General features: G+C 72.2%; 4 protein-coding genes. All 4 read right to left on the reverse strand.

Going from position 1 to position 23,555, the window contains the following annotated elements; translation table 11 throughout:
• Positions 1-3: 3 nt before the first annotated feature.
• The 4 genes from ACIHFB_RS41830 to ACIHFB_RS41845 all read right to left on the reverse strand — a co-directional run bounded on the left by ACIHFB_RS41830 (position 4) and on the right by ACIHFB_RS41845 (position 23,438).
• On the reverse strand, positions 4-11,688 hold the full coding sequence (locus tag ACIHFB_RS41830) for an SDR family NAD(P)-dependent oxidoreductase (protein ID WP_400129615.1): 11,685 nt from the start codon (positions 11,686-11,688) through the stop codon (positions 4-6).
• The gene (locus ACIHFB_RS41835; protein ID WP_400129616.1) at positions 11,685-22,475 is read right to left on the reverse strand and encodes a type I polyketide synthase; all 10,791 of its coding nucleotides are present in this window, start codon (positions 22,473-22,475) and stop codon (positions 11,685-11,687) included. The genes ACIHFB_RS41830 and ACIHFB_RS41835 overlap by 4 nt, the downstream gene beginning before the upstream one ends.
• A 106-nt stretch (positions 22,476-22,581) precedes the next feature.
• Positions 22,582-23,250, reverse strand: coding sequence for a 4'-phosphopantetheinyl transferase superfamily protein (locus ACIHFB_RS41840; protein ID WP_365284609.1), 669 nt, complete (start codon positions 23,248-23,250; stop codon positions 22,582-22,584).
• A complete protein-coding gene (locus ACIHFB_RS41845) occupies positions 23,247-23,438 on the reverse strand; it encodes a hypothetical protein (RefSeq protein ID WP_365284607.1) in 192 nt (63 codons plus the stop codon). Before ACIHFB_RS41845 ends, ACIHFB_RS41840 begins: the two co-directional genes overlap by 4 nt.
• Positions 23,439-23,555 lie beyond the last annotated feature (117 nt).

A 23,555-nucleotide genomic window follows, 5' to 3' on the forward strand; every position in this document is an offset into this window, starting at 1 on the left:
GGTTCAGATGGCGCCCAGGACGGCGTCGAGCGCCTGGTCCATCTCCTCGGCCGTCAGTTCTCCGGCGGCCTTCAGCGCCTCTTCGGTGCCGTCGTCGGACGGGGCACCGCCGGGGCGGGCGAGTTCCAGCAGCCGGTCGAGCAGTCCGCTCTGCCGCAGCTGGTCGGGGGTGACCCGGGCGAGCGCCCACCGGGCGGCCTGCGCCGGGTCCTGCGGCGGGGCGTCGTCGTGTGCGGGCTCGTCGAAGGAGAGCCGCCCGTGCAGGAAGTCGGCGATCGCCCCGGGGGTCGGATAGTCGAACGCCAGGGTGCTGGGGACCGCGACCTGGGTGTGCTTGGCGAGGCGGTTCTGCAGCTCCACCGCCATCAGCGAGTCCCAGCCGAACTCCCGCATCGGCTTGTCCTGCGGCACGGGTGCGGTGAGGCCGAGCACCGCGGTGACCTCCTGCTGCACGAACCGGCGCAGAGAGGTGGCACGTTCCTCCTCGGGCAGACCGGCCAGCCGGTCCCGGAACGCGGACGCGGGCTCCGCTGCCTGCCCCGCCTGCCGGGGCCGGGGTCCCACCAACGCCCGCAGCAGGGCGGGCAGCCGGTCCTCCCCGGCGCGGCGCAGCACCCCGAGGTCGAGCCGGGCCGGTACGAGATGCGCTGCGGGCCGGGCGAGGGCCGCGTCCAGCAGGGCGAGCCCCTGGTCGACGGTCATCGCCCGCGCGCCCTGGCGGCGCATCCGGGCCAGTTCGGCGTCGCCGAGCCGTCCGGTCATGCCGTTGCCGCCCTGCGCCCACAGGCCCCAGGCGAGGCTCTGGGCCGGCAGGCCGCGCTTGCGGCGGTGGCTGGCGAGCGCGTCCAGGAAGGCGTTGGCGGCACCGTAGTTGCCCTGCCCGGGGTTGCCGAGGGTGCCGGCGACGGACGAGAACAGTACGAACGCGGCGAGATCGGTGCCTCGGGTCAGCTCGTGCAGATGCCAGGCGCCCGACAGCTTGGGTGCGAGGACCCACTCGAACCGCTCGGCGCTCTGGTTGCGTACGACACCGTCGTCGAGGACCGCCGCCAGATGCACCACGCCGGTCAGCGGATGCTGGGGCGCGATCTCGGCCAGGGCCCGCTCGGCGCCCTCGCGGACGGCCACGTCACAGGCCGCGAGGCGTACGGTCTCGGCGCCGGCGGCCCGCAGCCCGGCGATCAGTTCCTCGGCGCCCGGCGTCGCCGCACCCTGGCGGGAGGTCAGCACCAGGTGCCGTATGCCGTGCCCGGTCACCAGGTGGCGGGCCACCTCGCGGCCCAGTGCGCCGGTGCCGCCGGTGATGAGCACGGTGCCGTCGGGGTCGAGGGCGCGTGGTGCGGTGAGCACGATCTTGCCGATGTGCCGGCCCTGCGCCATGTACCGGAAGGCCGCGGGCGCCTCGCGCACGTCATAGGCGAGATACGGCAGCGGCTCGATGGTGCCCTCGCCGAGGAGGGCGGACAGTTCGGTGAGCATCCGGTTCAGGTGCTCCGGATCGAGGGACATCAGGTCGAAGGCGCGGTACACGACCCCCGGATGTGCGGCGGCGACCTCCTCCGGATCGCGGATGTCGGTCTTGCCCATCTCCAGGAACCGTCCGCCGCGCGGCAGCAGCCGCAGGGAGGCGTCGGTGAACTCCCCGGCCAGCGAGTTGAGGACGACGTCCACACCTGCGCCCGCGGTCTCGTCGAGCCACAGCTGCTCGAAGCCGGTGTCCCGCGAGGAGGCGATACGGTCCGCGGTCAGGCCCAGCCGGTGCAGGGCCGGCCATTTGGCGCGGCTGGCCGTGCCGTACACCTCGGCGCCGAGGTGGCGGGCGAGCTGGACGGCGGCCATGCCGACGCCGCCGGCGGCCGCGTGGACCAGCACCTTCTCGCCGGGCCGCAGCGCGCCCAGCTCGGTGAGCGCGTAGTACGCGGTGAGGAAGGCGAGCGGCACCGTCGCGCCCTGCTCGAAGGTGAGCGTGTCGGGCAGCCGGGCCATCAGCCGCCCGTCGCCGCACACTTCGGTGCCGAACGCGCCGAGCGCCAGGCCCATCACCCGGTCACCGGCCCGCAGATGGGTGACTTCGGGTCCGGTCTCGACGACCACGCCCGCGAACTCCAGGCCCAGCGCGGGGGTTTCGACCATGCCGAGGGCGTTGAGCACATCGCGGAAGTTCATGCCGGCGGCCCGCACGGCGACCCGCACCTCGTGACCGGCCGGCGCCTCCGACCCGTCCACCGGCACGAGTTCGAGGCTGTCGATGCTGCCCTTCTCCCGGATGTCCAGGTGCCAGGGCCCGGCGGACGCGGGCGGGGTGAGCGCTCCGCCGCGCTGGGCGGGCAGCAGCCGGGGCGCGTACCAGGTGCCGGCTCGCACGGCCAGTTCGGGCTCGCCCTCGAGGGCGAACGCCCCGGCAGACACGCCGAGTTCCGACGCACCGTCCAGGTCGACCAGCCGCAGCACCCGCTCCGGATGCTCCCCGCGCACGGCCCGTACGAGCCCCCACAGCGGCGCGCCGGCCAGATCTCCTACGGCGTCCTCGGGCCGGGCGGCGACCGCGTCCCGCGTCAGCCACACCATGGGCACCTGCTCCAGCCGCGGCTCGGCGAGCAACTGCTGAAGCAGGGAGAGGGCTTCGAGGGTGACGGCTCGGGCCGATGCCGGTACGTCCGATGCGGGTACGTCGTCCACGTCGCCGCCGGCAGCGATGTCGACGAGGATCAGCCCCGGCTCCGGCCGTTCGGCCAGCAGGGCGTCGATGTCGGTGAAGCACGGCAGTCCGAGGCCCGCAGTCGTGGCGGTGCCGCCCAGGACGACGGTGCCGTCGGGCAGGGCGGCGGCCTCGGGCAGGTCCACCGGCTGGAAGTCGACGCGGTAGAGGTCCTCGGTGTGCGCCGGCGCGGTGACCCGGAGCTGCTCCGGGCTCGCTTGCTGTACCTGAAGTCCTGCCGCGTGCAGCACGGGCTCCCCGGCCGGGTCGGTGGCGAGCAGCGTGACCCGGCGGCCGCCCTCGCCGGCGAGTTCGACGCGGACGCGCAGCTCGGTGGCCCCGGTCGCGTACAGCGTGACGTCCGTCCACGCGAACGGCAGCAGCACCGTGTTCTCGGCCCGCTCGCCGGTGTCCACGCCGGCCAGGACGTGCAGGGCGGCGTCCAGCAGGGCGGGATGGATCCCGAATCCGTCGTCGTCCCCCGGCGTGCCCCGCTGCTGTTCGGGCAGCACAACCCGTCCGTAGGCGACACGGTCGCGCCGCGCCAGGCCGGTCAGCCCGCGGAAGGCGGGCCCGTACTCCAGACCCTGGGCGCCCAGGCTGTCGTAGAAGCCGTCGAGCGGCAGCGGTTCGGCGCCGGGCACCGGCCAGTCGAGCAGCTCGGCGAGACCGTCGTACCGTCCGTCGGGCGCGTCGTCGGCGAGTTCACCGCCGGCGTGGGTCGTCCAGACGGCCGGGTCGGCGGATGTCTCGGGCTGGCTGTGGATCCCGATCGCCCTGCGGCCCTGCTCGTCGGGGGCGCCGACCCGCACCTGGAGCCGTACCGGGGTGTCCGCGGTGAGCACGAGCGGCTGGGTGAGGGCGAGTTCAGCGACTCGTGCCGCACCCACGGCGCGGGCGGCGGCGAGCGCCAGGTCCAGCAGTCCGGTGCCGGGCACGAGGACGGTGCCGAAGACCGCGTGGTCGGCCAGCCAGGGCTGCTCGGCGAGCGAGAGCCGCCCGGACAGCAGATGCCCCTCCCCGTCCGCGAGCGCCACGACGGCCGCCAGCCACGGGTGTTCGGCAGATACGAGGCCCGCGTTGCGGGCGTCATGGCGGCCGCCGCGCGGGGTGTCGAGCCAGTAGTGCTCGCGTTGGAAGGCGTAGGTGGGCAGCTCGACGGGCCTGCCGCCGTCCAGCAGCCGGTCCCAGGCCGGCTCCTGACCGGCCACATGCAGAGCACTGACCGCCCGCAACAACGCGCGGACCTCGTCCACCGGCTCGTCACCGGTGCGCGGGGCACGCTGGGAAGCGATGAACACCGCTTCGTTCTCTGTGCAGTTGGCACCCATCGCGGACAGCACCGCCGCCGGACCGCACTCCAGATAACGGCCCACCCCGGAAGACTCCAGCGTGCGTACGGCATCCAGGAACCGCACCGCTTCACGCACCTGACCCGCCCAGTACGACGGCTCAGCCAGCTCCTCCACCGCCGCCCACCTGCCGGTCACCGTGGACACCAGCGGAATCCGCGGGGCATGGAATGTGCAAGCCGCGGCGACCTGCTCGTACTCGGCCAGCATCGCGTCCATGTGCGGCGAATGAAACGCATGCGAGACCGTCAGCGCCCGAGTCCGCCGCCCCAGCGCCGTGAAGTGCCCGACCAGCGCCTCGACCGCATCCCGGTCGCCGCTGACCACCGTCTGCGCCGGCGCGTTCAACCCGGCCACCGACACCCGCCCGGACACCTCTGCGAGCGCCTCCAGGACCTCCGCCTCGGAAGCCTCCACCGAGGCCATCGCCCCACCCTGCTCACACGCCTGCATCAACCGGCCCCGCGCCGCGACCAACCGCGCCGCATCGTCGAGGTCCAGCACCCCGGCCACATGCGCGGCCGCCAGCTCACCGATCGAGTGACCCGCCACCGCGGACGGCGTGATCCCCCACGCCTGCCACAGCCGGAACAGCGCCACCTCCACCGCGAACAACCCCGGCTGCGTGAACTCCGTCTCGTGGACGAGCACGGCGTCCGCGGTGTCCTCGGGCGCGAACAGCACCTCGGCCAGCGGGCGCGACAGATGCGGGTCGAGTGCCGCGCAGACTTCGTCGAAGGCCTGCCGGAACACCGGGAAGGCGTCGCGCAGGCCGCGGCCCATGCCCAGCCGCTGACTGCCCTGACCGGTGAACAGCACCGCCAGGTCGCCACTGACCGCGGCACCCTCCACCACAGCCGGATGCGCCTCACCGGCGGCCAGCGCGGCGAGGGCTTCGCCGAGTGCGGCGGGGTCGGCGGCGATGATGCCGGCCCGCTGCTCGAAGTGGGTGCGGTGCAAAGCAGCCGTCGCCGCCACGTCGGCGAGCGATATGTCCTGCTGCTCGCCGAGCCATGCGGACCACCGCCCCGCCTGGGCGCGCAGGGCGGCCTCGTCGCGGCCGGAGACCACGACCGGAACCGGACGGGTGGCCGGGGCGGTCGGCGCGCCGGCCTCGCGGGCGGGCGGTTCCTCGAGGACGACATGGGCGTTGGTACCGCTCAGGCCGAAGGAGGACACACCCGCGCGGCGGACGTGCCCGGCGTCCCGGTTCCAGGGGCGGGCCTCGCCGAGCAGGGCGAGACCGCTGCCCTCCCACTCGATGTGCGGGCTGGGCTCGTCGGCGTAGAGGGTCTCGGGCAGGGTCTCGTGCTGGAGCGCGAGGACCATCTTCATCACACCCGCGACACCGGCGGCGGCCTGGGCGTGCCCGATGTTGGACTTGGACGAGCCCAGCCAGAGCGGTTCTTCGCGGCCGGGTCCGAACACCTCGGCCAGCGCGCCCGCCTCGATGGGGTCGCCGAGCGGGGTGCCGGTGCCGTGGGCCTCGACGGCGTCGATGTCGGCCGGCGACAGCCGCGAGGCGGCCAACGCGTCCTGGATCACCCGCTGTTGCGAGGGGCCGTTCGGCGCGGTCAGCCCCTGGCTGCGGCCGTCCTGGTTCACCGCCGAACCCCGGATGACCGCCAGCACCCGGTCGCCGTCGCGTTCGGCGGCCGAAAGCCGCTTCAGTACGAGGATGCCGCACCCGTCGGACCAGCCCGCGCCGTCGGCGAGCGCGGAGAAGGACTTGCAGCGCCCGTCGGGGGCCATGCCCTTCAGCCGGGAGAACTCCACGAACAGGCGCGGGGTGCTCATGACCGTGACCCCGCCGACGAGGGCGAGTTCGCACTCGTCCTGGCGCAGTGCGCCGGCCGCGAGGTGCAGGGCGACCAGGGAGGAGGAGCAGGCGGTGTCGATCGTGACGGCGGGCCCCTGCAGGCCCAGCGCGTAGGCGACCCGGCCGGAGACGACGCTGCTGGCGTTGCCGGTGCTGACGTAGCCGTCGAAGGCGTCGAGTTCCCGGCCCTGCTCGCCGTAGTCGGAGCTCATCGTGCCGAGGTAGACGCCGGTCCTGCTCTCGCTGAGCACGTCCGGGCGGATACCGGCGCGCTCCAGCGCCTCCCACGCGGTCTCCAGGACGAGCCGCTGCTGCGGGTCCATCGAGAGCGCCTCGCGCTGGGATATCCCGAAGAAGGCGGCGTCGAAGCCTTCCACGTCGTGGATGAACCCGCCCTCGCGGGCGTAGCTCTTGCCGACCGCCTCCGGGTCGGGGTCGTACACGTCGAGTTTGTCCCACCGCGGCGGCAGCCCGCCGACGGCGTCCCCGCCGGAGGCGAGCAGTTCCCAGTACCCCTCGGGTGTGTCGATGCCGCCGGGGAGGCGGCAGGCCATGGAGACGACGGCGATCGGCTCGTCGGCCGACGTCCTGCGACGGCGTGACGCTGCCTTGGGCCGGGCGGTGGTCTGTGTGAGGGCGAGCCGGTCCAGGAGCAGTCCGGCGATGGCGGCGGGGGTCGGGTAGTCGAAGGCCAGCGTCGAGGGCAGGCTGAGTCCGGTCTCGGCGGACAGACGGCGGCGCAGTTCGACGGCCATGAGGGAGTCGATGCCGAGTTCCTTGAGGACCTGTGCCGCGCCGATGCCGTCGGCGTTGCCGACACCGAGCACGGTGGCCGCCTCGCGGCGCACCAGGCCGGTCAGCTCGGTGACCCGCTCGGCCTCCGGCAGGGCCGCCAGCCGCTCGCGCAGTCCCGAGGGGGCCACGGCGGCCTCACCCGCCCGCCGACGCGCGGGCCGGACCAGGCTCCGCAGCAGACTGGGCACCTCGTCCGACTGCCGCTGCAGCGCGGTGAGTTCGAACTTGACCGGTACGACATGGGCGTACGGCAACCCCAGCGCGGCGTCGAGGGCGGCGAGCGCCTGCCGTTCGGTGAGTGCGCCGACTCCGGAGCGGCGCATACGGGCCAGTTCCGCCGGCCCGAGCGCGGCGGTGAGTCCGATGCCGGCCTGCTGCCACAGGCCCCAGGACACACTCACGCCCGGCAGGCCGTCCGCCCTGCGCTGCCCTGCGAGCGCGTCCAGGTAGGCGTTGGCGGCGGCGTAGTTGGCCTGGCCGGGGGAACCGAGGGTGCCGGCCGCGGAGGAGAACAGTACGAACGCGGCCAGGTCCAGGCCGAGTTCACGGGAGAGCTCGTCGAGATGGGCTGCGGCCGTCGCCTTCGGGCCCCACACGTTGGTGAGACGCTCAGGGGTCTGCGCGGGCAGCACGCCGTCGTCCAGGACGGCGGCGAGGTGGAAGATGCCGGTCCAGGCAGGTCCGCCGTCCGCCAGGAACGCCCGCAGCTGCTCACGGTCGGTCACATCGCAGGCGGCCAGGCGTACGGTCTCGGCGCCCGCGGAGGTGAGTTCGGCGACCAGCTCTTCGGCGCCGGGGGCGTCGGGGCCGCGGCGGGAGGTGAGTACCAGGTGCCGTACGCCGTGTTCGCGGACCAGGTGGCCGGCCAGGGAACGGCCCAGCTCGCCCGTGCCGCCGGTGACCAGTACCCGCCCGTCCTCGGGGAACCCGGCCCAGCGGGCCTCGTCGCCGGACGGCGTGGCACGGGTCAGCCGGGCGACGCGTATCTCCCCGTCCCGGACGACGAGTTCGGGCTCACCGGCCACCGCCAGCGCCGGTTCGACGTCCTGTGACAGATCCTCCACGCCCACCAGCCGGATCGACCGCTCGGGATACTCGGCCCGCACCGCCCGGACCAGTCCCCACACCGGACCCGGAGCGATCCCGGTCATCCACACCAACTCGGCCTGCTCCAGGCGGGGTTCGGCCAGCAGCCGCTGGGCGACTTCGAGGGCGCGCTGCGTGCTCCGGAGCGGATCGGTACCGCTCGTGGCATCGACGACGACCCGCTCGGGTACGCCGTCCTCCAGCAGCAGGGCCAAGTCGTCGTCCGGGCCCAGCACCGACGTCTCGAGCTCCGGGCCGTCCTCCAGCACCCGCGGCGCCTGGAACTCCACCCGGTACAGATGCTCGACCGGCTCACCGGCCCGCACCTGCTCCGCCGTCGCCTCGCGGATCCGCAGCCCTCGCGCGCTCAGTACCGGCTGCCCGGCGCCGTCCGCCACCGACAACGAAAGGCGCTCGTCCGTCGCAGGGTCGAGGTCGATGCGGACACGCAGTTCGGTGCCGCCGGCGGCGTACAGCTCCACGCCGGTCCATTCGAACGGCAGGAACACCGGCCGCTCGGAGCCTTCCTCCTGCCGCACGGCCATCAGAGCGTGCAGGGCGGCGTCGAGCAGGGCGGGGTGCACACCGAAGCCGTCCGCCGTCAAGCCGTCCGGCAGGCGTACGACCCCGTAGGCCGTGCTGTCCTTGCGCCACAGCTCGACCAGGCCCTGGAACGCCGGACCGTAGACCAGCCCGCGCTCGGCGAACGCCTCGTAGAAACCGTCCAGTTCGACCCGCTCGGCACCGGCGACCGGCCACTCACCGGATCCGGAGAACTCCGAGGGAGCCGCCTCCGCCAGCTCACCGGTGGCGTGCTGACGCCAGGCCGAGTCGTCCGGGGCATCCTCACGCCGGCTGTAGACCGACACCGGGCGAAGGCCCTGCGCACCCGGCGCACCCACCACCACCTGAAGACGCACGGGGGTGTCCTCGGACAGCATCAACGGTTCGAGGAGGGTCAGTTCTTCGACGCGCTCGGCGCCGACGTGGTGCGCGGCGGTCAGGGCGAGTTCGAGCAGACCGGTGCCGGGCACGAGGACCGTGCCGAACGCCGCATGCTCCGCCAGCCACGGCTGCTCCGCCAACGACAGCCGGCCCGTGAACAGATAGCCGTCGTCGTCGGCCGTCGCCGTCACCGCACCGATCCACGGGTGCTCGGACGCATCCAGACCCACGGAACGCACGTCGCCCGAAGAGCCGGCCGTCTCCAGCCAGTAGTGCTCACGCTGGAAGGCGTACGTCGGGAGCGCGACGACCTCGCCCGCGCCGAGGACCTTGTCCCAGTCCAGCTCATGCCCCTGGACGTGCAACAGGCCCACATTCCGGAAGAGTTGAGACAGGCCGCCCTGCTGACGGGCGAGGGAGCCGACGACGATGCCACCGCGGTCGGCGCTGCCGTCGGTCAGCGGCATCGACAACACCGGATGGGCGGAGATCTCCACGAACACCGAGTGACCGTCGTCCAGAAGCCTGCCCAGGGCACGATCGAAACGGACCGGCTCACGCAGATTGCGGCACCAGTACGTGCCGTCCAACTCCGGACCCGCAGCCACTTCCCCGGTCACCGTCGAATAGAAGGAGATGTCTGCTTCTCGCGGCGTCAACTGAGCAAAGTGGTCGGCAAGTTCCGGCAGCAACGGATCCATCTGCGCGTTGTGCGACGCGTAGTCCACATTGATCTTGCGGGCGTACACGTCCTGCCCCTGAAGCTCGGACACGATCCGCTCGACGGCGTCGGCCTGACCCGAGATCACGGTGGACCCGGCGGTGTTGACGGCCGCGACCGACAGGGCGTCACCGTAGGGCGCGAGGAACTCCTCGACCACGCTTACAGGCCGCTCGATCAGCGCCATACCACCCAGACCCGCACACGCCAGCACAGCCTGGGAACGGCGGGCCACGATCTGCGCACCCTGCTCCAACGACAACGCACCGCTCACCACCGCGGCGACGACCTCACCCTGCGAATGACCCACCACCGCGGCAGGCTCCACACCCAGCGAACGCCACAACGCCGACAAGCCCACACCCATCGCAAACAAGGCGGGCTGGACCACATCCACCCGGTCGAACGGCGGATGCTCACCCTCCTCCCCCGCCAGCACCTCACGCACCGACCAACCCGTGAACGGCATCAGAGCCGCATCACACGCCTCGACCGTCTCCCGGAACACCACGCTCGTGGCAAGGAGTTCGCGGCCCATACCGACCCACTGCGAACCCTGCCCGGGATAGACGAACACCACCTTCCCGCGCCGCTCAGCCACCCCGGAGACCACCGCGTCATGCGCCTCACCCGCGGCCAACGCCTCCAACACCTCGACAAGAGCAGCCGTATCGGCAGCGACCACACTCGCCCGGTGCTCGAAGTGCGTGCGATGACGAGCCGCCGTCACCGCCACATCCCCAAGCCGGACGTCCGAACGCCCGGCCAGCCAAGACGCCCACCGCCCCGCCTGCTCCCGTACCGCCACCTCGTCACGGCCCGACACCACCACCGGCACCGGACCAACCACCACCTCAGCGGCAGCCCCCGCCAGAACAGGCGGCTCCTCCACGATCACGTGCGCGTTGGTGCCACTCAGCCCGAACGACGACACACCCGCACGCCGAACACGGTCGTCTTCACGAGCCCACGGCCGGGTCTCCTGCACGAGAGCGAGACCGCTGCCCTCCCACTGCACATGCGGGCTGGGCTCGTCGGCGTAGAGGGTCTTGGGCAGGGTCTCGTGCTGGAGCGCGAGGATCATCTTCATCACGCCGACGACACCGGCGGCGGCCTGCGCATGCCCGATGTTCGACTTCGACGAACCCAGCCACACCGGCCGATCCCCGGACCGCTCGGGCCCGAACACCTCCGCCAGCGCTCCCGCCTCGATGGGGTCACCCAGCGGGGTTCCCGTGCCGTGTGCCTCGATCGCGTCGATGTCGGCCGGAGTGAGCCGGGCTGCGGCCAACGCGTCCTGGATCACCCGCTGCTGGGACGGACCGTTCGGTGCGGTCAGACCCTGGCTGCGGCCGTCCTGGTTCACCGCCGAACCCCGGATCACCGCCAGCACCCGGTCCCCGTCCCGCTCCGCGACCGACAGCCGCTTCAGCACCAGGACACCCACGCCCTCGGCCCAACCGGCACCGTCCGCCGCCGCCGAGAACGACTTGCAACGCCCGTCCGCCGCCATCCCCTTCAACCGGGAGAACTCCACGAACAACGCGGGCGTGCTCATCACCGTCACGCCACCGGCCAGGGCCAGCTCGCACTCGCCCTGCCGCAGCGCCTGCACGGCCAGATGCACCGCCACCAGCGACGACGAACACGCCGTGTCGACAGTGACGGCGGGACCCTGGAGGCCCATGGTGTACGACACCCGCCCCGACACCACGCTGGACGCGTTGCCGGTGCTGGTGTAGCCGTCGAGGGCCTCCAGGTCGTGGCCCTGTTGGTTGCCGTAGTCGGAGCTCATGGTGCCGAGGTAGACGCCGGTGCGGCTGTCGCCGAGGGAGTCGGGGCGGACGCCCGCGCGTTCCAGCGCCTCCCAGGACGTCTCCAGGACCAGCCGCTGCTGCGGGTCCATGGACACCGCCTCGCGCGGGCTGATGCCGAAGAAGGCGGGGTCGAAGCCTTCCACGTCCTCGATGAAGCCGCCCTCGCGGGCGTAGCTCTTGCCGACCGCCTCCGGATCCGGGTCGTAGACGCCGAGCCGGTCCCAGCGCGACGGAAGACCGCCGACCGCGTCACCGCCGGCGGCCAGCAGCTCCCAGAACGCCTCCGGAGTGTCGATGCCGCCCGGCAGCCGGCACGCCATCGCCACGACGGCGACGGGTTCGGTGCGGGCGGCGCGTTCGGCGGTGAGTTCCTTCTCGGTCTCGACGAGCGCGTTCGCCGTACGCCGCAGATACGCCTCGAGTTTTTCGAGCTTCCCGACTTCGGACGCGCTCATTCGCTCACTCCAAGCTTGCGATCCAGGAACTGAAGAAGGTCATCCGTGGTGCCGGTGTCGAGTTCGGCTTCCGGTTCCGGCTGTTCGGCGGCGGTCGCAGTCCTGGCCAGGCCGTCCCGGAGGGCCAGCAGGCCGCCGGCGAGGCCCTGTTCCTCCAGTTGGGAGGGGGTTGCGGCGCGCAGGAGCTCGACCAGGCCGTCGATCTGGTGCCGGGTGAGTCGCTGGGCGCCGCCCGCTCCGGCCGGTCCGCCGGAGTCGACGGCGAGCTTGGCCAGCAGGAGTCCGGCGATGGCGGCCGGGGTCGGATGGTCGAAGGCGAGGGTCGAGGGCAGGCTGAGTCCGGTCTCGGCGGACAGGCGGCGGCGCAGTTCGACCGCCATGAGGGAGTCCATGCCGAGTTCCTTGAGGACCTGCCGGTCGCCGACGCCGCCGGTCGCGGACAGGCCGAGGACGGTGGTCGCCTCGCGCTGGACCAGTTGGGTCACGTGCGGCAGCCGTTCGGCCTCCGGGAGGGCGAGCAGCCGCTCGCGCAGCCCGGACGGGGTGCCGCCCGAGGCGCCGGCCTGCCTGCGCCGGGCCCGGACCAGGCTCCGCAGCAGGCTGGGCACCTCGTCCGACTGCCGCTGCAGCGTGGTGAGTTCGAACTTCACCGGTACGACATGGGCGTACGGCAGTCCCAAGGCCGTGTCGAGGGCGGCCAGCGCCTGTCGCTCGGTCAGCGCCCCGATACCGGAGCGACGCATACGGGCCAGTTCCGCCTGGCCGAGGGTCGCGGTCAGACCGATGCCGGCCTGCTGCCACAGCCCCCACGACAGGCTCACGCCCGGCAGGCCGTCCGCCCGCCTGCGTACGGCGAGTGCGTCGACGTAGGCGTTGGCGGCGGCGTAGTTGGCCTGACCGGCCCCGCCGAGCACTCCGGCCGCCGAGGAGAACAGCACGAACGCTTCCAGATCCAGGCCGAGTTCGCGGGAGAGTTCGTCCAGGTGGCCCGCGGCTGCCGCTTTCGGGCCCCAGACCGTGGCCAGGCGCTCGGGGGTCTGCGCGGACAGCACACCGTCGTCGAGTACGGCGGCCAAGTGGAAGATGCCGGTCCAGGGGTGGGCGGCGTCCGCGATGGCCAGGGCCGTGGCGACGTCCTCGCGCCTGCTGACGTCGCAGGCGACGACCTGGACGCTCACGGCACCGGCCGCGGTCAGCTCGTCGACCAGCTCCGGGGCGCCCGGGGCGTCGAGGCCGCGGCGGGAGGTGAGTACCAGGTGCCGTACGCCGTGTTCGCGGACCAGGTGGCCGGCCAGGGAACGGCCCAACTCGCCCGTGCCACCGGTGACCAGGACGGACCCGTCGGGGTCGAGGGGTCCGGCGACCGACTCCGCCGACGTCTGCGCGTGTGCCGTCCGTACCAGCCGGGGGACCCGGATCTCGCCGCTGCGGACGACGATCTCCGGCTCGCCCGGCAGAGCCAGGGCCCGGGGCAGCAGCGCCGTGTCGGCGTTGTCGTCACCCAGGTCGACCAGGCGGATCACCCGCTCGGCGTATTCGCCGCGCGCCGCACGGACCAGGCCCCACAAGGGCGCCCGCAGCGGGTCGCGGACCTCATTGTCCGCGCCCGCCGCCGAACGTGTGATCCACACCAACTCCACGCCGTCCAGCCGGGGTTCGCCCAGCAGCCGGTGCAGAGTGCGCAGTGCGGAAGCGGTCAGCTCCCGCGCTGCGCCGGCGATGTCGCCATGACCGTCGGCCGACGCCACCAGCGCGGTAGCGTCGACGGCAAGTCGAGCGGGCGCCTGCCACCCGTCGTCGAGGCGGGCAAGCAGTACATCCACATCAGCCACATGGTCGGCCTCCAGGCTCTCGGTCACCCCGGTGTTCTCACCGAGGACCCATGTGCGGTCCGCCGGTGTCCCCTGCTCGGGCAGGGCACGCGGCGTCCGGAAGTCGACGCGGTAGAGGTGCTGGGCGGTCTCACCGGCACGGATCTGCTCGGCGGTCGCCTCCCGTATCGCGAGCCCGTCCGCCCGCATGACGGGCCCACCGGCCAGATCGGCCACCTCGACACGCGCCTGCGTACCGGAGTCGTCCAGTTCGATCCGCACCCGCAGTTCGGTGCCGCCGGCGGCATGCAGCTCCACGCCGGTCCATTCGAACGGCAGGAACACCGGCCGCTCGGAGCCTTCCTCCTGCCGCACGGCCATCAGAGCGTGCAGGGCGGCGTCCAGCAGGGCGGGGTGCACACCGAAGCCGTCCGCCGTCAAGCCGTCCGGCAGGCGTACGACCCCGTAGGCCGTGCTGTCCTTGCGCCACAGCTCGACCAGCCCCTGGAACGCCGGACCGTAGACCAGCCCGCGCTCGGCGAACGCCTCGTAGAAACCGTCCAGTTCGACCCGCTCGGCACCGGCGACCGGCCACTCACCGAATCCGGAGAACTCCGAGGGAGCCGCCTCCGCCAGCTCGCCGATGGCGTGCTGACGCCACTCCGCCTGGTCGCTGCCCTCGGCGCGGCTGTACAGCGCGATCGGACGGCGTCCTTCGGCGTTGGAGGCGCTGACGACGACCTGGAGGCGGACGGGGGTGTCTTCGGTCAGGACGAGGGGTTCGAGGAGGGTCAGTTCTTCGACGCGCTCGGCGCCGACGTGGTGCGCGGCGGTCAGGGCGAGTTCGAGCAGACCGGTGCCGGGCACGAGGACCGTGCCGAACGCCGCATGCTCCGCCAGCCACGGCTGCTCCGCCAACGACAGCCGGCCCGTGAACAGATAGCCGTCGTCGTCGGCCGTCGCCGTCACCGCACCGATCCACGGGTGCTCGGACGCATCCAGACCCACGGAACGCACGTCGCCCGAAGAGCCGGCCGTCTCCAACCAGTAGTGCTCACGCTGGAAGGCGTACGTCGGGAGCGCGACGACCTCGCCCGCGCCGAGGACCTTGTCCCAGTCCAGCTTGTGGCCTTGGACGTGGAGGAGGCCGAGGTTGCGCAGCAGACGGTCGTAGCCTCCCTGGTCACGGGCGAGGGAGCCGACGACGACGCCACCGCGGTCGGCGCTGCCGTCGGTCAGCGGCATCGACAGCACCGGATGGGCGGAGATCTCCACGAACACCGTGTGACCGTCGTCCAGAAGCCTGCCCAGGGCACGATCGAAACGGACCGGCTCACGCAGATTGCGGCACCAGTACGTGCCGTCCAACTCCGGGCCGGAGGCGACCTCGCCGGTCACCGTCGAATAGAAGGAGATGTCTGCTTCTCGCGGCGTCAACTGAGCAAAGTGGTCGGCCAGTTCCGGCAGCAACGGATCCATCTGCGCGTTGTGCGAGGCGTAGTCCACATTGATCTTGCGGGCGTAGACGTCCTGCGCCTGAAGCTCGGACACGATCCGCGCGATCGCTGCCGCCTCACCGGAAATGATCGTCGAACCAGCCGTGTTGACCGCCGCGACCGAGAGAGCATCGCCATAAGGCGCGAGAAACTCCTCGACCACACTGACAGGACGCTCGATCAGCGCCATCCCACCCAGACCCGCACACGCCAGCACAGCCTGGGAACGGCGGGCCACGATCTGCGCACCCTGCTCCAACGACAACGCACCGCTCACCACCGCGGCGACGACCTCACCCTGCGAATGACCCACCACCGCGGCAGGCTCCACACCCAGCGAACGCCACAACGCCGACAAGCCCACACCCATCGCGAACAACGCGGGCTGGACCACATCCACCCGGTCGAACGGCGGATGCTCACCCTCCTCCCCCGCCAGCACCTCACGCACCGACCAACCCGTGAACGGCATCAGAGCCGCATCACACGCCTCGACGGTCTCCCGGAACACCACGCTCGTGGCAAGCAGTTCGCGTCCCATACCGACCCACTGCGAACCCTGCCCGGGATAGACGAACACCACCTTCCCGCGCCGCTCAGCCACCCCGGAGACCACCGCGTCATGCGCCTCACCCGCGGCCAACGCCTCCAACGCCTCGACAAGAGCAGCCGTATCGGCAGCCGCAATGCTCGCCCGGTGCTCGAAGTGCGTGCGATGACGAGCCGCCGTCACCGCCACATCCCCAAGCCGGACGCCCGAACGCCCGGACAGCCAAGACGCCCACCGCCCCGCCTGGACACGTACCGCCACCTCGTCACGGCCCGACACCACCACCGGCACCGGACCAACCACCACCTCAGCGGCAGCCCCCGCCAGCGCAGGCGGCTCCTCCACGATCACGTGCGCGTTGGTGCCACTCAGCCCGAACGACGACACACCCGCACGCCGAACACGGTCGTCTTCACGAGCCCACGGCCGGGTCTCCTGCACGAGAGCGAGACCGCTGCCCTCCCACTGCACATGCGGGCTGGGCTCGTCGGCGTAGAGGGTCTTGGGCAGGGTCTCGTGCTGGAGCGCGAGGATCATCTTCATCACGCCGACGACACCGGCGGCGGCCTGCGCATGCCCGATGTTCGACTTCGACGAACCCAGCCACACCGGCCGATCCCCGGACCGCTCGGGCCCGAACACCTCTGCCAGCGCTCCCGCCTCGATGGGGTCACCCAGCGAGGTCCCCGTGCCGTGCGCCTCGATCGCGTCGATGTCGGCCGGCGACAAGCGGGAGGCGTCGAGCGCGGCCTGTACGACCCGCTGCTGCGAGGGGCCGTTCGGCGCGGTCAGACCCTGGCTGCGGCCGTCCTGGTTCACCGCCGAACCCCGGATCACCGCCAGCACCCGGTCCCCGTCCCGCTCCGCGACCGACAGCCGCTTCAGCACCAGGACACCCACGCCCTCGGCCCAGCCCGCGCCGTCCGCCGCCGCCGAGAACGACTTGCAACGCCCGTCCGCCGCCATCCCCTTCAACCGGGAGAACTCCACGAACAGGGCAGGGGTGTTCATGACCGTCGCGCCGCCCGCGAGAGCGAGTTCACACTCGCCCTGGCGCAGCGCGTTGGCCGCGAGATGCAGGGCGACGAGCGACGACGAGCACGCCGTGTCGACGGTGACCGCAGGGCCCTGTAGGCCGAGGGTGTAGGACACGCGGCCGGAGACGACGCTGCCGGCGTAGCCGGTGCTGGTGTAGCCGTCGAGGGCGTCGAGGTCATGGCCCTGGTGGCCGTAGTCGGAGGTCATGGCGCCGAGGTAGACACCGGCGTCGGTGCCGCCGAGCGAGTCGGGGCGGACGCCCGCGCGTTCCAGCGCCTCCCAGGCGGTCTCCAGCACGAGCCGCTGCTGCGGGTCCATCGAGACCGCCTCACGCGGGGAGATCCCGAAGAAGGCGGCGTCGAACTGCTCGATGTCGTCGATGAAGCCGCCCTCGCGCGCGTAGCTCTTGCCCACCGCCTCCGGATCCGGGTCGTAGACGCCGAGCCGGTCCCAGCGCGACGGAAGACCGCCGACCGCGTCACCGCCGGCGGCCAGCAGCTCCCAGAACCCCTCCGGAGTGTCGATGCCGCCCGGCAGGCGGCACGCCATCGCCACCACCGCGATCGGCTCGTCGGCCGCGGCGGACCGCCTGCGCGCCGTGTTCCTGGACCGGGCGGGGGTCGTCCGGGTGAGGTCCAGCTTGTCGAGCAGCAGTCCGGCGATGGCGGCCGGCGTCGGGTAGTCGAAGGCGAGGGTCGAGGGCAGGGACAGTCCTGTCTCGGCCGACAGGCGGCGGCGCAGTTCGACCGCCATCAGCGAGTCGATGCCGAGTTCCTTGAGCACTTGCTGCGCACCGATTGCGTCGGCGTCGCCGATGCCCAGCACCACGGCCGCCTCGCGCTGCACCAGCCCGGTCAGCTGCGCGACCCGCTCGCCGTCCGCCAGCGCGGCCAGCCGCTCCCGCAGGCCGGACGGCGCGCCCGCTGCCGTACTCGCACGATTCCTGCGGGCCTTCAGCAGGCCCCGGTAGAGGGCGGGCGCGGGCTCTCCGCCGTCCGCCGCCCGCTGCAGGGCGGTGAGTTCGAGCTTGACCGGCACGAGGTGCGGATGGGGCAGGCCCAGCGCCGCGTCGAGGGCGGCCAGTGCCTGCCGCTCGCTCAGCGCGCCCACACCCGAGCGGCGCAAACGAGCCAGCTCTGCCTGCCCGAGGGACGCGGTCAGACCGACCCCGGCCTGCTCCCACAGCCCCCACGACAACGACGTACCCGGCAGACCGTCCGCCCGACGACGCACGGCCAGCGCATCCACGAAGGCGTTGGCAGCGGCGTAGTTCGCCTGCCCCGCACCGCCCAGCACACCGGCGGCCGACGAGAACAGCACGAACGCCGCCATATCCAGACCCAGTTCCCGCGACAGCACGTCCAGGTGCTCGGCACCCGCCGCCTTCGGGCCCCAGACTCCGGTCAGCCGGTCAGCGGTCTGCGCGGACAGCACACCGTCGTCGAGTACGGCGGCCAGGTGGAAGATCCCGGTCCAGGGCCGCTCCCCGTCACCGAGGAGGGCCCGCAGCTGCTCACGGTCGGACACATCACACGCCACGACGCGCACACTCTCCGCGCCGGCCCCGGTCAGCTCCGCCACCAACTCCTGTGCGCCCGGCGCCTCGAGGCCCCGACGCGAGGTCAGCACCAGATGCCGCACACCGTGCTCACGCACCAGATGCCCGGCCACCGCACGGCCCAGCTCACCCGTACCACCGGTCACCAGCACCCGGCCGCCCCCGGCGAACTCCACACCAGAAGATGCGGCATCGGCACGGACCAGGCGGGTGACGCGTATTTCACCGTCCCGGACCACCAGCTCGGGCTCACCGGCCACCGCCAGCGCCCGCTCCACCTCCTCGCCGGACAGCTCGTCCACGTCGACCAGACGGATCGACCGGTCCGGGAACTCGCCGCGCACCGCCCGCACCAGACCCCACAACGGCGCGTGCGTAAGATCGCCGATCCGGCCGTCGCCGGCGTCCACCGCACCCCGCGTGACCCACACCAGCTCGGTCCGCTCAAGCCGCGGCTCGGCCAGCAGATCCCGCGCCAGCTCCAGCGCACCCGCCGCCGACTCCAGCGCACCCGCCCCGGCCGCGGTGGCGTCCACCACCACCCGCCCCGGCACACCAGCGCCCTCGTCCAACCGCGCCACCAGCTCGCCCAGACCCGCGAACACCTCGGCGTCCAGCAACTCCCCGGCGCCGCCGAGAACCCACGACTCGAGGTCCGGCCCGTCCTCCAGGACCCGCGGCGCCCCGAACTCCACCCGGTACAGCTGCCCCACCGACCCACCGGCCCGTACCTGCTCCGCCGACGCCTCGCGCAGGGTGAGCGCGTCGGCCAGGACGACCGGCCGGCCCGCCGGATCCACGACGGTCACCCGCAGGGTGCCGGTCGTGTCGTCCAGCTCGACGGCGACCCGTACCTCGTCGGTCGCCGACGCGTACAGCTCCACGCCTGTCCACTCGAAGGGCAGAAGGGCCGTCCCCGCGAGCGCCACGTCCGCGCTCTGCACACTGACGAGAGCGTGCAGGGCGGCGTCCAGCAGGGCGGGGTGCACACCGAAGCCGTCCGCCGTCAAGCCGTCCGGCAGGCGTACGACCCCGTAGGCCGTGGAGTCCTTGCGCCACAGCTCGACCAGCCCCTGGAACGCCGGACCGTACGCCAGTCCGCGCTCGGCGAACGCCTCGTAGAAACCGTCCAGTTCGACCCGCTCCGCACCCGCCACCGGCCACTGCGCCAGCTCCGCGAGCGCCGGGAAATCCGGCTCCGGGACGGTCTCGGTCAGCACACCCGCCGCGTGCCGGCGCCAGGCCGAGTCCTCCGGGTCGTCCTCGGAACGGCTGAAGACCGCCACAGGACGACGCCCCTCGGCCTCCGGCGCACCGACGACGACCTGGAGGCGGACGGCACTGTCCTCGCTCAGGACCAGCGGCTCCAGCAGCGTCAGCTCCTCGACGCGCTCGGCGCCGACGTGGTGCGCGGCGGTCAGGGCGAGTTCGAGCAGGCCGGTGCCGGGCACGAGGACCGTGCCGAACGCGGCATGCTCCGCCAGCCACGGCTGCTCCGCCAACGACAGCCGGCCCGTGAACAGATAGCCGTCATCCGCCGCCGTCGCCGTCACCGCACCCAGCCACGGGTGCTCGGACGCCCGCAGGCCCACCGAGCGCACGTCGCCCGCGAGCTTCGCGGTCTCGAGCCAGTAGTGCTCGCGCTGGAAGGCGTAGGTGGGGAGCGCGACGACTGTGCCGGTGCCGAGGGCCTTGTTCCAGTTCAGCTGGTGGCCTTGGACGTGGAGGAGGCCGAGGTTGCGCAGCAGACGGCCGTAGCCTCCCTGCTCGCGGGCGAGGGAGCCGACGACGACGCCACCGCGGTCGGCGCTGCCGTCGGTCAGCGGCATCGACAACACCGGATGAGCGGAGATCTCCACGAACACCGAGTGACCGTCGTCCAGAAGCCTGCCCAGGGCACGATCGAAACGGACCGGCTCACGCAGATTGCGGCACCAGTACGTGCCGTCCAACTCCGGACCCGCAGCCACTTCCCCGGTCACCGTCGAATAGAAGGAGATGTCTGCTTCTCGCGGCGTCAACTGAGCAAAGTGGTCGGCCAGTTCCGGCAGCAACGGATCCATCTGCGCGTTGTGCGACGCGTAGTCCACATTGATCTTGCGGGCGTACACGTCCTGCCCCTGAAGCTCGGACACGATCCGCGCGATCGCTGCCGCCTCACCGGAAATGATCGTCGAACCAGCCGTGTTGACCGCCGCGACCGAGAGAGCATCGCCATAAGGCGCGAGAAACTCCTCGACCACACTGACAGGACGCTCGATCAGCGCCATCCCACCCAGACCCGCACACGCCAGCACAGCCTGGGAACGGCGGGCCACGATCTGCGCACCCTGCTCCAACGACAACGCACCGCTCACCACCGCGGCGACGACCTCACCCTGCGAATGACCCACCACCGCGGCAGGCTCCACACCCAGCGAACGCCACAACGCCGACAAGCCCACACCCATCGCGAACAACGCGGGCTGGACCACATCCACCCGGTCGAACGCCGGATGCTCACCCTCCTCCCCCGCCAGCACCTCACGCACCGACCAACCCGTGAACGGCATCAAAGCCGCATCACACGCCTCGACCGTCTCCCGGAACACCACACTCGTGGCAAGCAGTTCGCGTCCCATACCGACCCACTGCGAACCCTGACCCGGATAGACGAACACCACCTTCCCGCGCCGCTCAGCCACCCCGGAGACCACCGCGTCATGCGCCTCACCCGCGGCCAACGCCTCCAACGCCTCGACAAGAGCAGCCGTGTCACCAACCGCAATGCTCGCCCGGTGCTCGAAGTGCGTGCGATGACGAGCCGCCGTCACCGCCACATCCCCAAGCCGGACGCCCGAACGCCCGGACAGCCAAGACGCCCACCGCCCCGCCTGCTCCCGTACCGCCACCTCGTCACGGCCCGACACCACCACCGGCACCGGACCCTGCACCGACTCGACGGCAGCCCCCGCCAGAACAGGCGGCTCCTCCACGATCACATGCGCGTTGGTGCCACTCAGCCCGAACGACGACACACCCGCACGCCGAACACGGTCGTCTTCACGAGCCCACGGCCGGGTCTCCTGCACCAGCGCCAGCCCGCTGCCCTCCCACTCGACCAGCGGGCTCGGCTCCTGCGCATGCAGAGTCTTCGGAAGCCTCTCGTGCTGGAGCGCGAGGACCATCTTGATGACGCCGACGACACCGGCGGCGGCCTGCGCATGGCCGATGTTCGACTTCGACGAACCCAGCCACACCGGCCGATCCCCGGACCGCTCGGGCCCGAACACCTCCGCCAGCGCACCCGCCTCGATGGGGTCACCCAGCGACGTACCCGTGCCGTGCGCCTCGATCGCGTCGATGTCGGCCGGAACCAGACGCGCAGCCTCCAGCGCGTCACGGATCACCCGCTGCTGAGACGGACCGTTCGGCGCGGTCAGACCCTGGCTGCGGCCGTCCTGGTTCACCGCCGAACCCCGGATCACCGCCAGCACCCGGTCCCCGTCCCGCTCCGCGACCGACAGCCGCTTCAGCACCAGGACACCCACGCCCTCGGCCCAACCGGCACCGTCCGCCGCCGCCGAGAACGACTTGCAACGCCCGTCCGCCGCCATCCCCTTCAACCGGGAGAACTCCACGAACAACGCGGGCGTGCTCATCACCGTCACGCCACCGGCCAGAGCCAGCTCGCACTCGCCCTGCCGCAGCGCCTGCACCGCCAGATGCACCGCCACCAGCGACGACGAACACGCCGTGTCCACGGTGATGGCAGGACCCTGCAGACCGAGGGTGTACGACACCCGGCCGGACACCACGCTCGACGCCTTGCCGGTGCTCACATAGCCGTCAAGGGCATCGAGATCACGGCCGAGGTCGCCGTAGTCGGAGCTCATCGTGCCCAGGTACACACCGGTACGGCTCTCGCCCAGCGAGTCCGGGCGGACGCCCGCCCGCTCCAGCGCCTCCCAGGACGTCTCCAGGACGAGCCGCTGCTGCGGGTCCATCGACATCGCCTCGCGCGGCGAGATCTCGAAGAAGGGGGCGTCGAAGCCCTCCACGCCGTCGAGGAACCCGCCCTCGCGCGCGTAGCTCTTGCCCACGGCCTCCGGATCGGCGTCGTACAGGTCAAGACCCCGCCACCGCTCCGGCAGACCGCCGACCGCGTCACCGCCGGCGGCCAGCAGCTCCCAGAACCCCTCCGGAGTGTCGATGCCACCGGGCAGCCGGCACGCCATCGACACCACCGCGATCGGCTCACGCAGCCGCGCCTGGCGCGCCTCGAGATCCGCCGCGCGCTTCTGCAGCGCACGAATCGCAGGAAGAGCGGCTTCCATCCGGTCCTGGTTCGACATCGACACCTCGAGCCTCTCTGCACGGTCACCGCGAGCGAACGACGTCCCGGAGGGACAAGCCAGGGACTTGACCACCCAACCGGGCGCGACTCGAGGGGCGGTCGACCTACCCTGGGGACGCGGCGGCCCGATGCACGGCGGTGGCGACCAGGCCTTCGGCCACGATCCAGCGGCCCGTGAAACGGTGGTACGGCGAGCCCGGAAAGAGGAGTCGCGCGGTGAAGGTGCCATTGGTGCCGTCAGGTCCCGTGCGGAAGAGCAGCGACGCGTCCGCGAACGACAGGTCGTGCGGGAAGTGCGGGAACCAGGCCTTGTAGACGGCTTCCTTGGCGCTGAAGAGCAGGGTGTCCCAGCGGATGCCGGGGTGGGCGCGCTGGAGCGGTGTCAGGGAGCGCAGTTCCTCGTCCCGGGCGATCGCCTTCAGCGCACCGTGGGGCAACGGAAGGTGGCATTCCGCGTCGATGCCCAGGGCGGCCGTGTCGGTGGTGCGGGCGACCGCGGCGGCCCGGTAGCCCTGGCAGTGGGTGATGCTGCCGGTGACCCCGACCGGCCAGCGGGGTGCCCCGGACGGACCGGATGGGACGGGTGCCGGAGGCAGGCCGAGGTCGGCGAGCGCGCGGCGCGCGCAGTGCCGTGCCGTCGCGTACTCCTGGCGCCGCGCCGGCACCGCGCGGCGGACGTATGCCTCCTCCTCGGGCAGGATCCCGTGCGGCGTGGCCGTGTCGTCGTGGGCGACGGCGGTGGCCACGCCGGAGGGGAGGATGCGTTCGATCACCGTTCGGGGCCGGCGCCGGCCGGGACGCTGTGCGGGACGGCCCGGGTCACCGTCTCCGCGCTGGTGGGCAGCCGCTCGCCGGGGGCGAAGACGTGCCGTGGGCCGTGGGACCTCGACGCACGGCGGACATGCTGGATGTGCCGGGGGCGGGCCGGTCCGCCGGTTTCCATCCGGTCCTGGTTTGACATCGGCACCTCGAGCCCTTCGGAATCCCGATCCTTCAAGGGACCCTACGGAGGGGCGTTGAGGGAGGGAAAAATCCTCGAACGGCCTTCGAGCGAACCTCTGCCTCGGCTCCGGTCCCA

The organism is Streptomyces sp. NPDC051963 (genome assembly GCF_044593495.1).
Taxonomy (GTDB): Bacteria; Actinomycetota; Actinomycetes; order Streptomycetales; family Streptomycetaceae; genus Streptomyces.

Bases quoted from the DNA above. Each gene is read 5' to 3' on its own strand.
- ACIHFB_RS41830 (WP_400129615.1), bottom strand. From the start codon at position 11,688: ATGAGCGCGTCCGAAGTCGGGAAGCTCGAAAAACTCGAGGCGTATCTG.
- ACIHFB_RS41835 (WP_400129616.1), bottom strand. From the start codon at position 22,475: ATGTCGAACCAGGACCGGATGGAAGCCGCTCTTCCTGCGATTCGTGCG.
- ACIHFB_RS41845 (WP_365284607.1), bottom strand. From the start codon at position 23,438: ATGTCAAACCAGGACCGGATGGAAACCGGCGGACCGGCCCGCCCCCGG.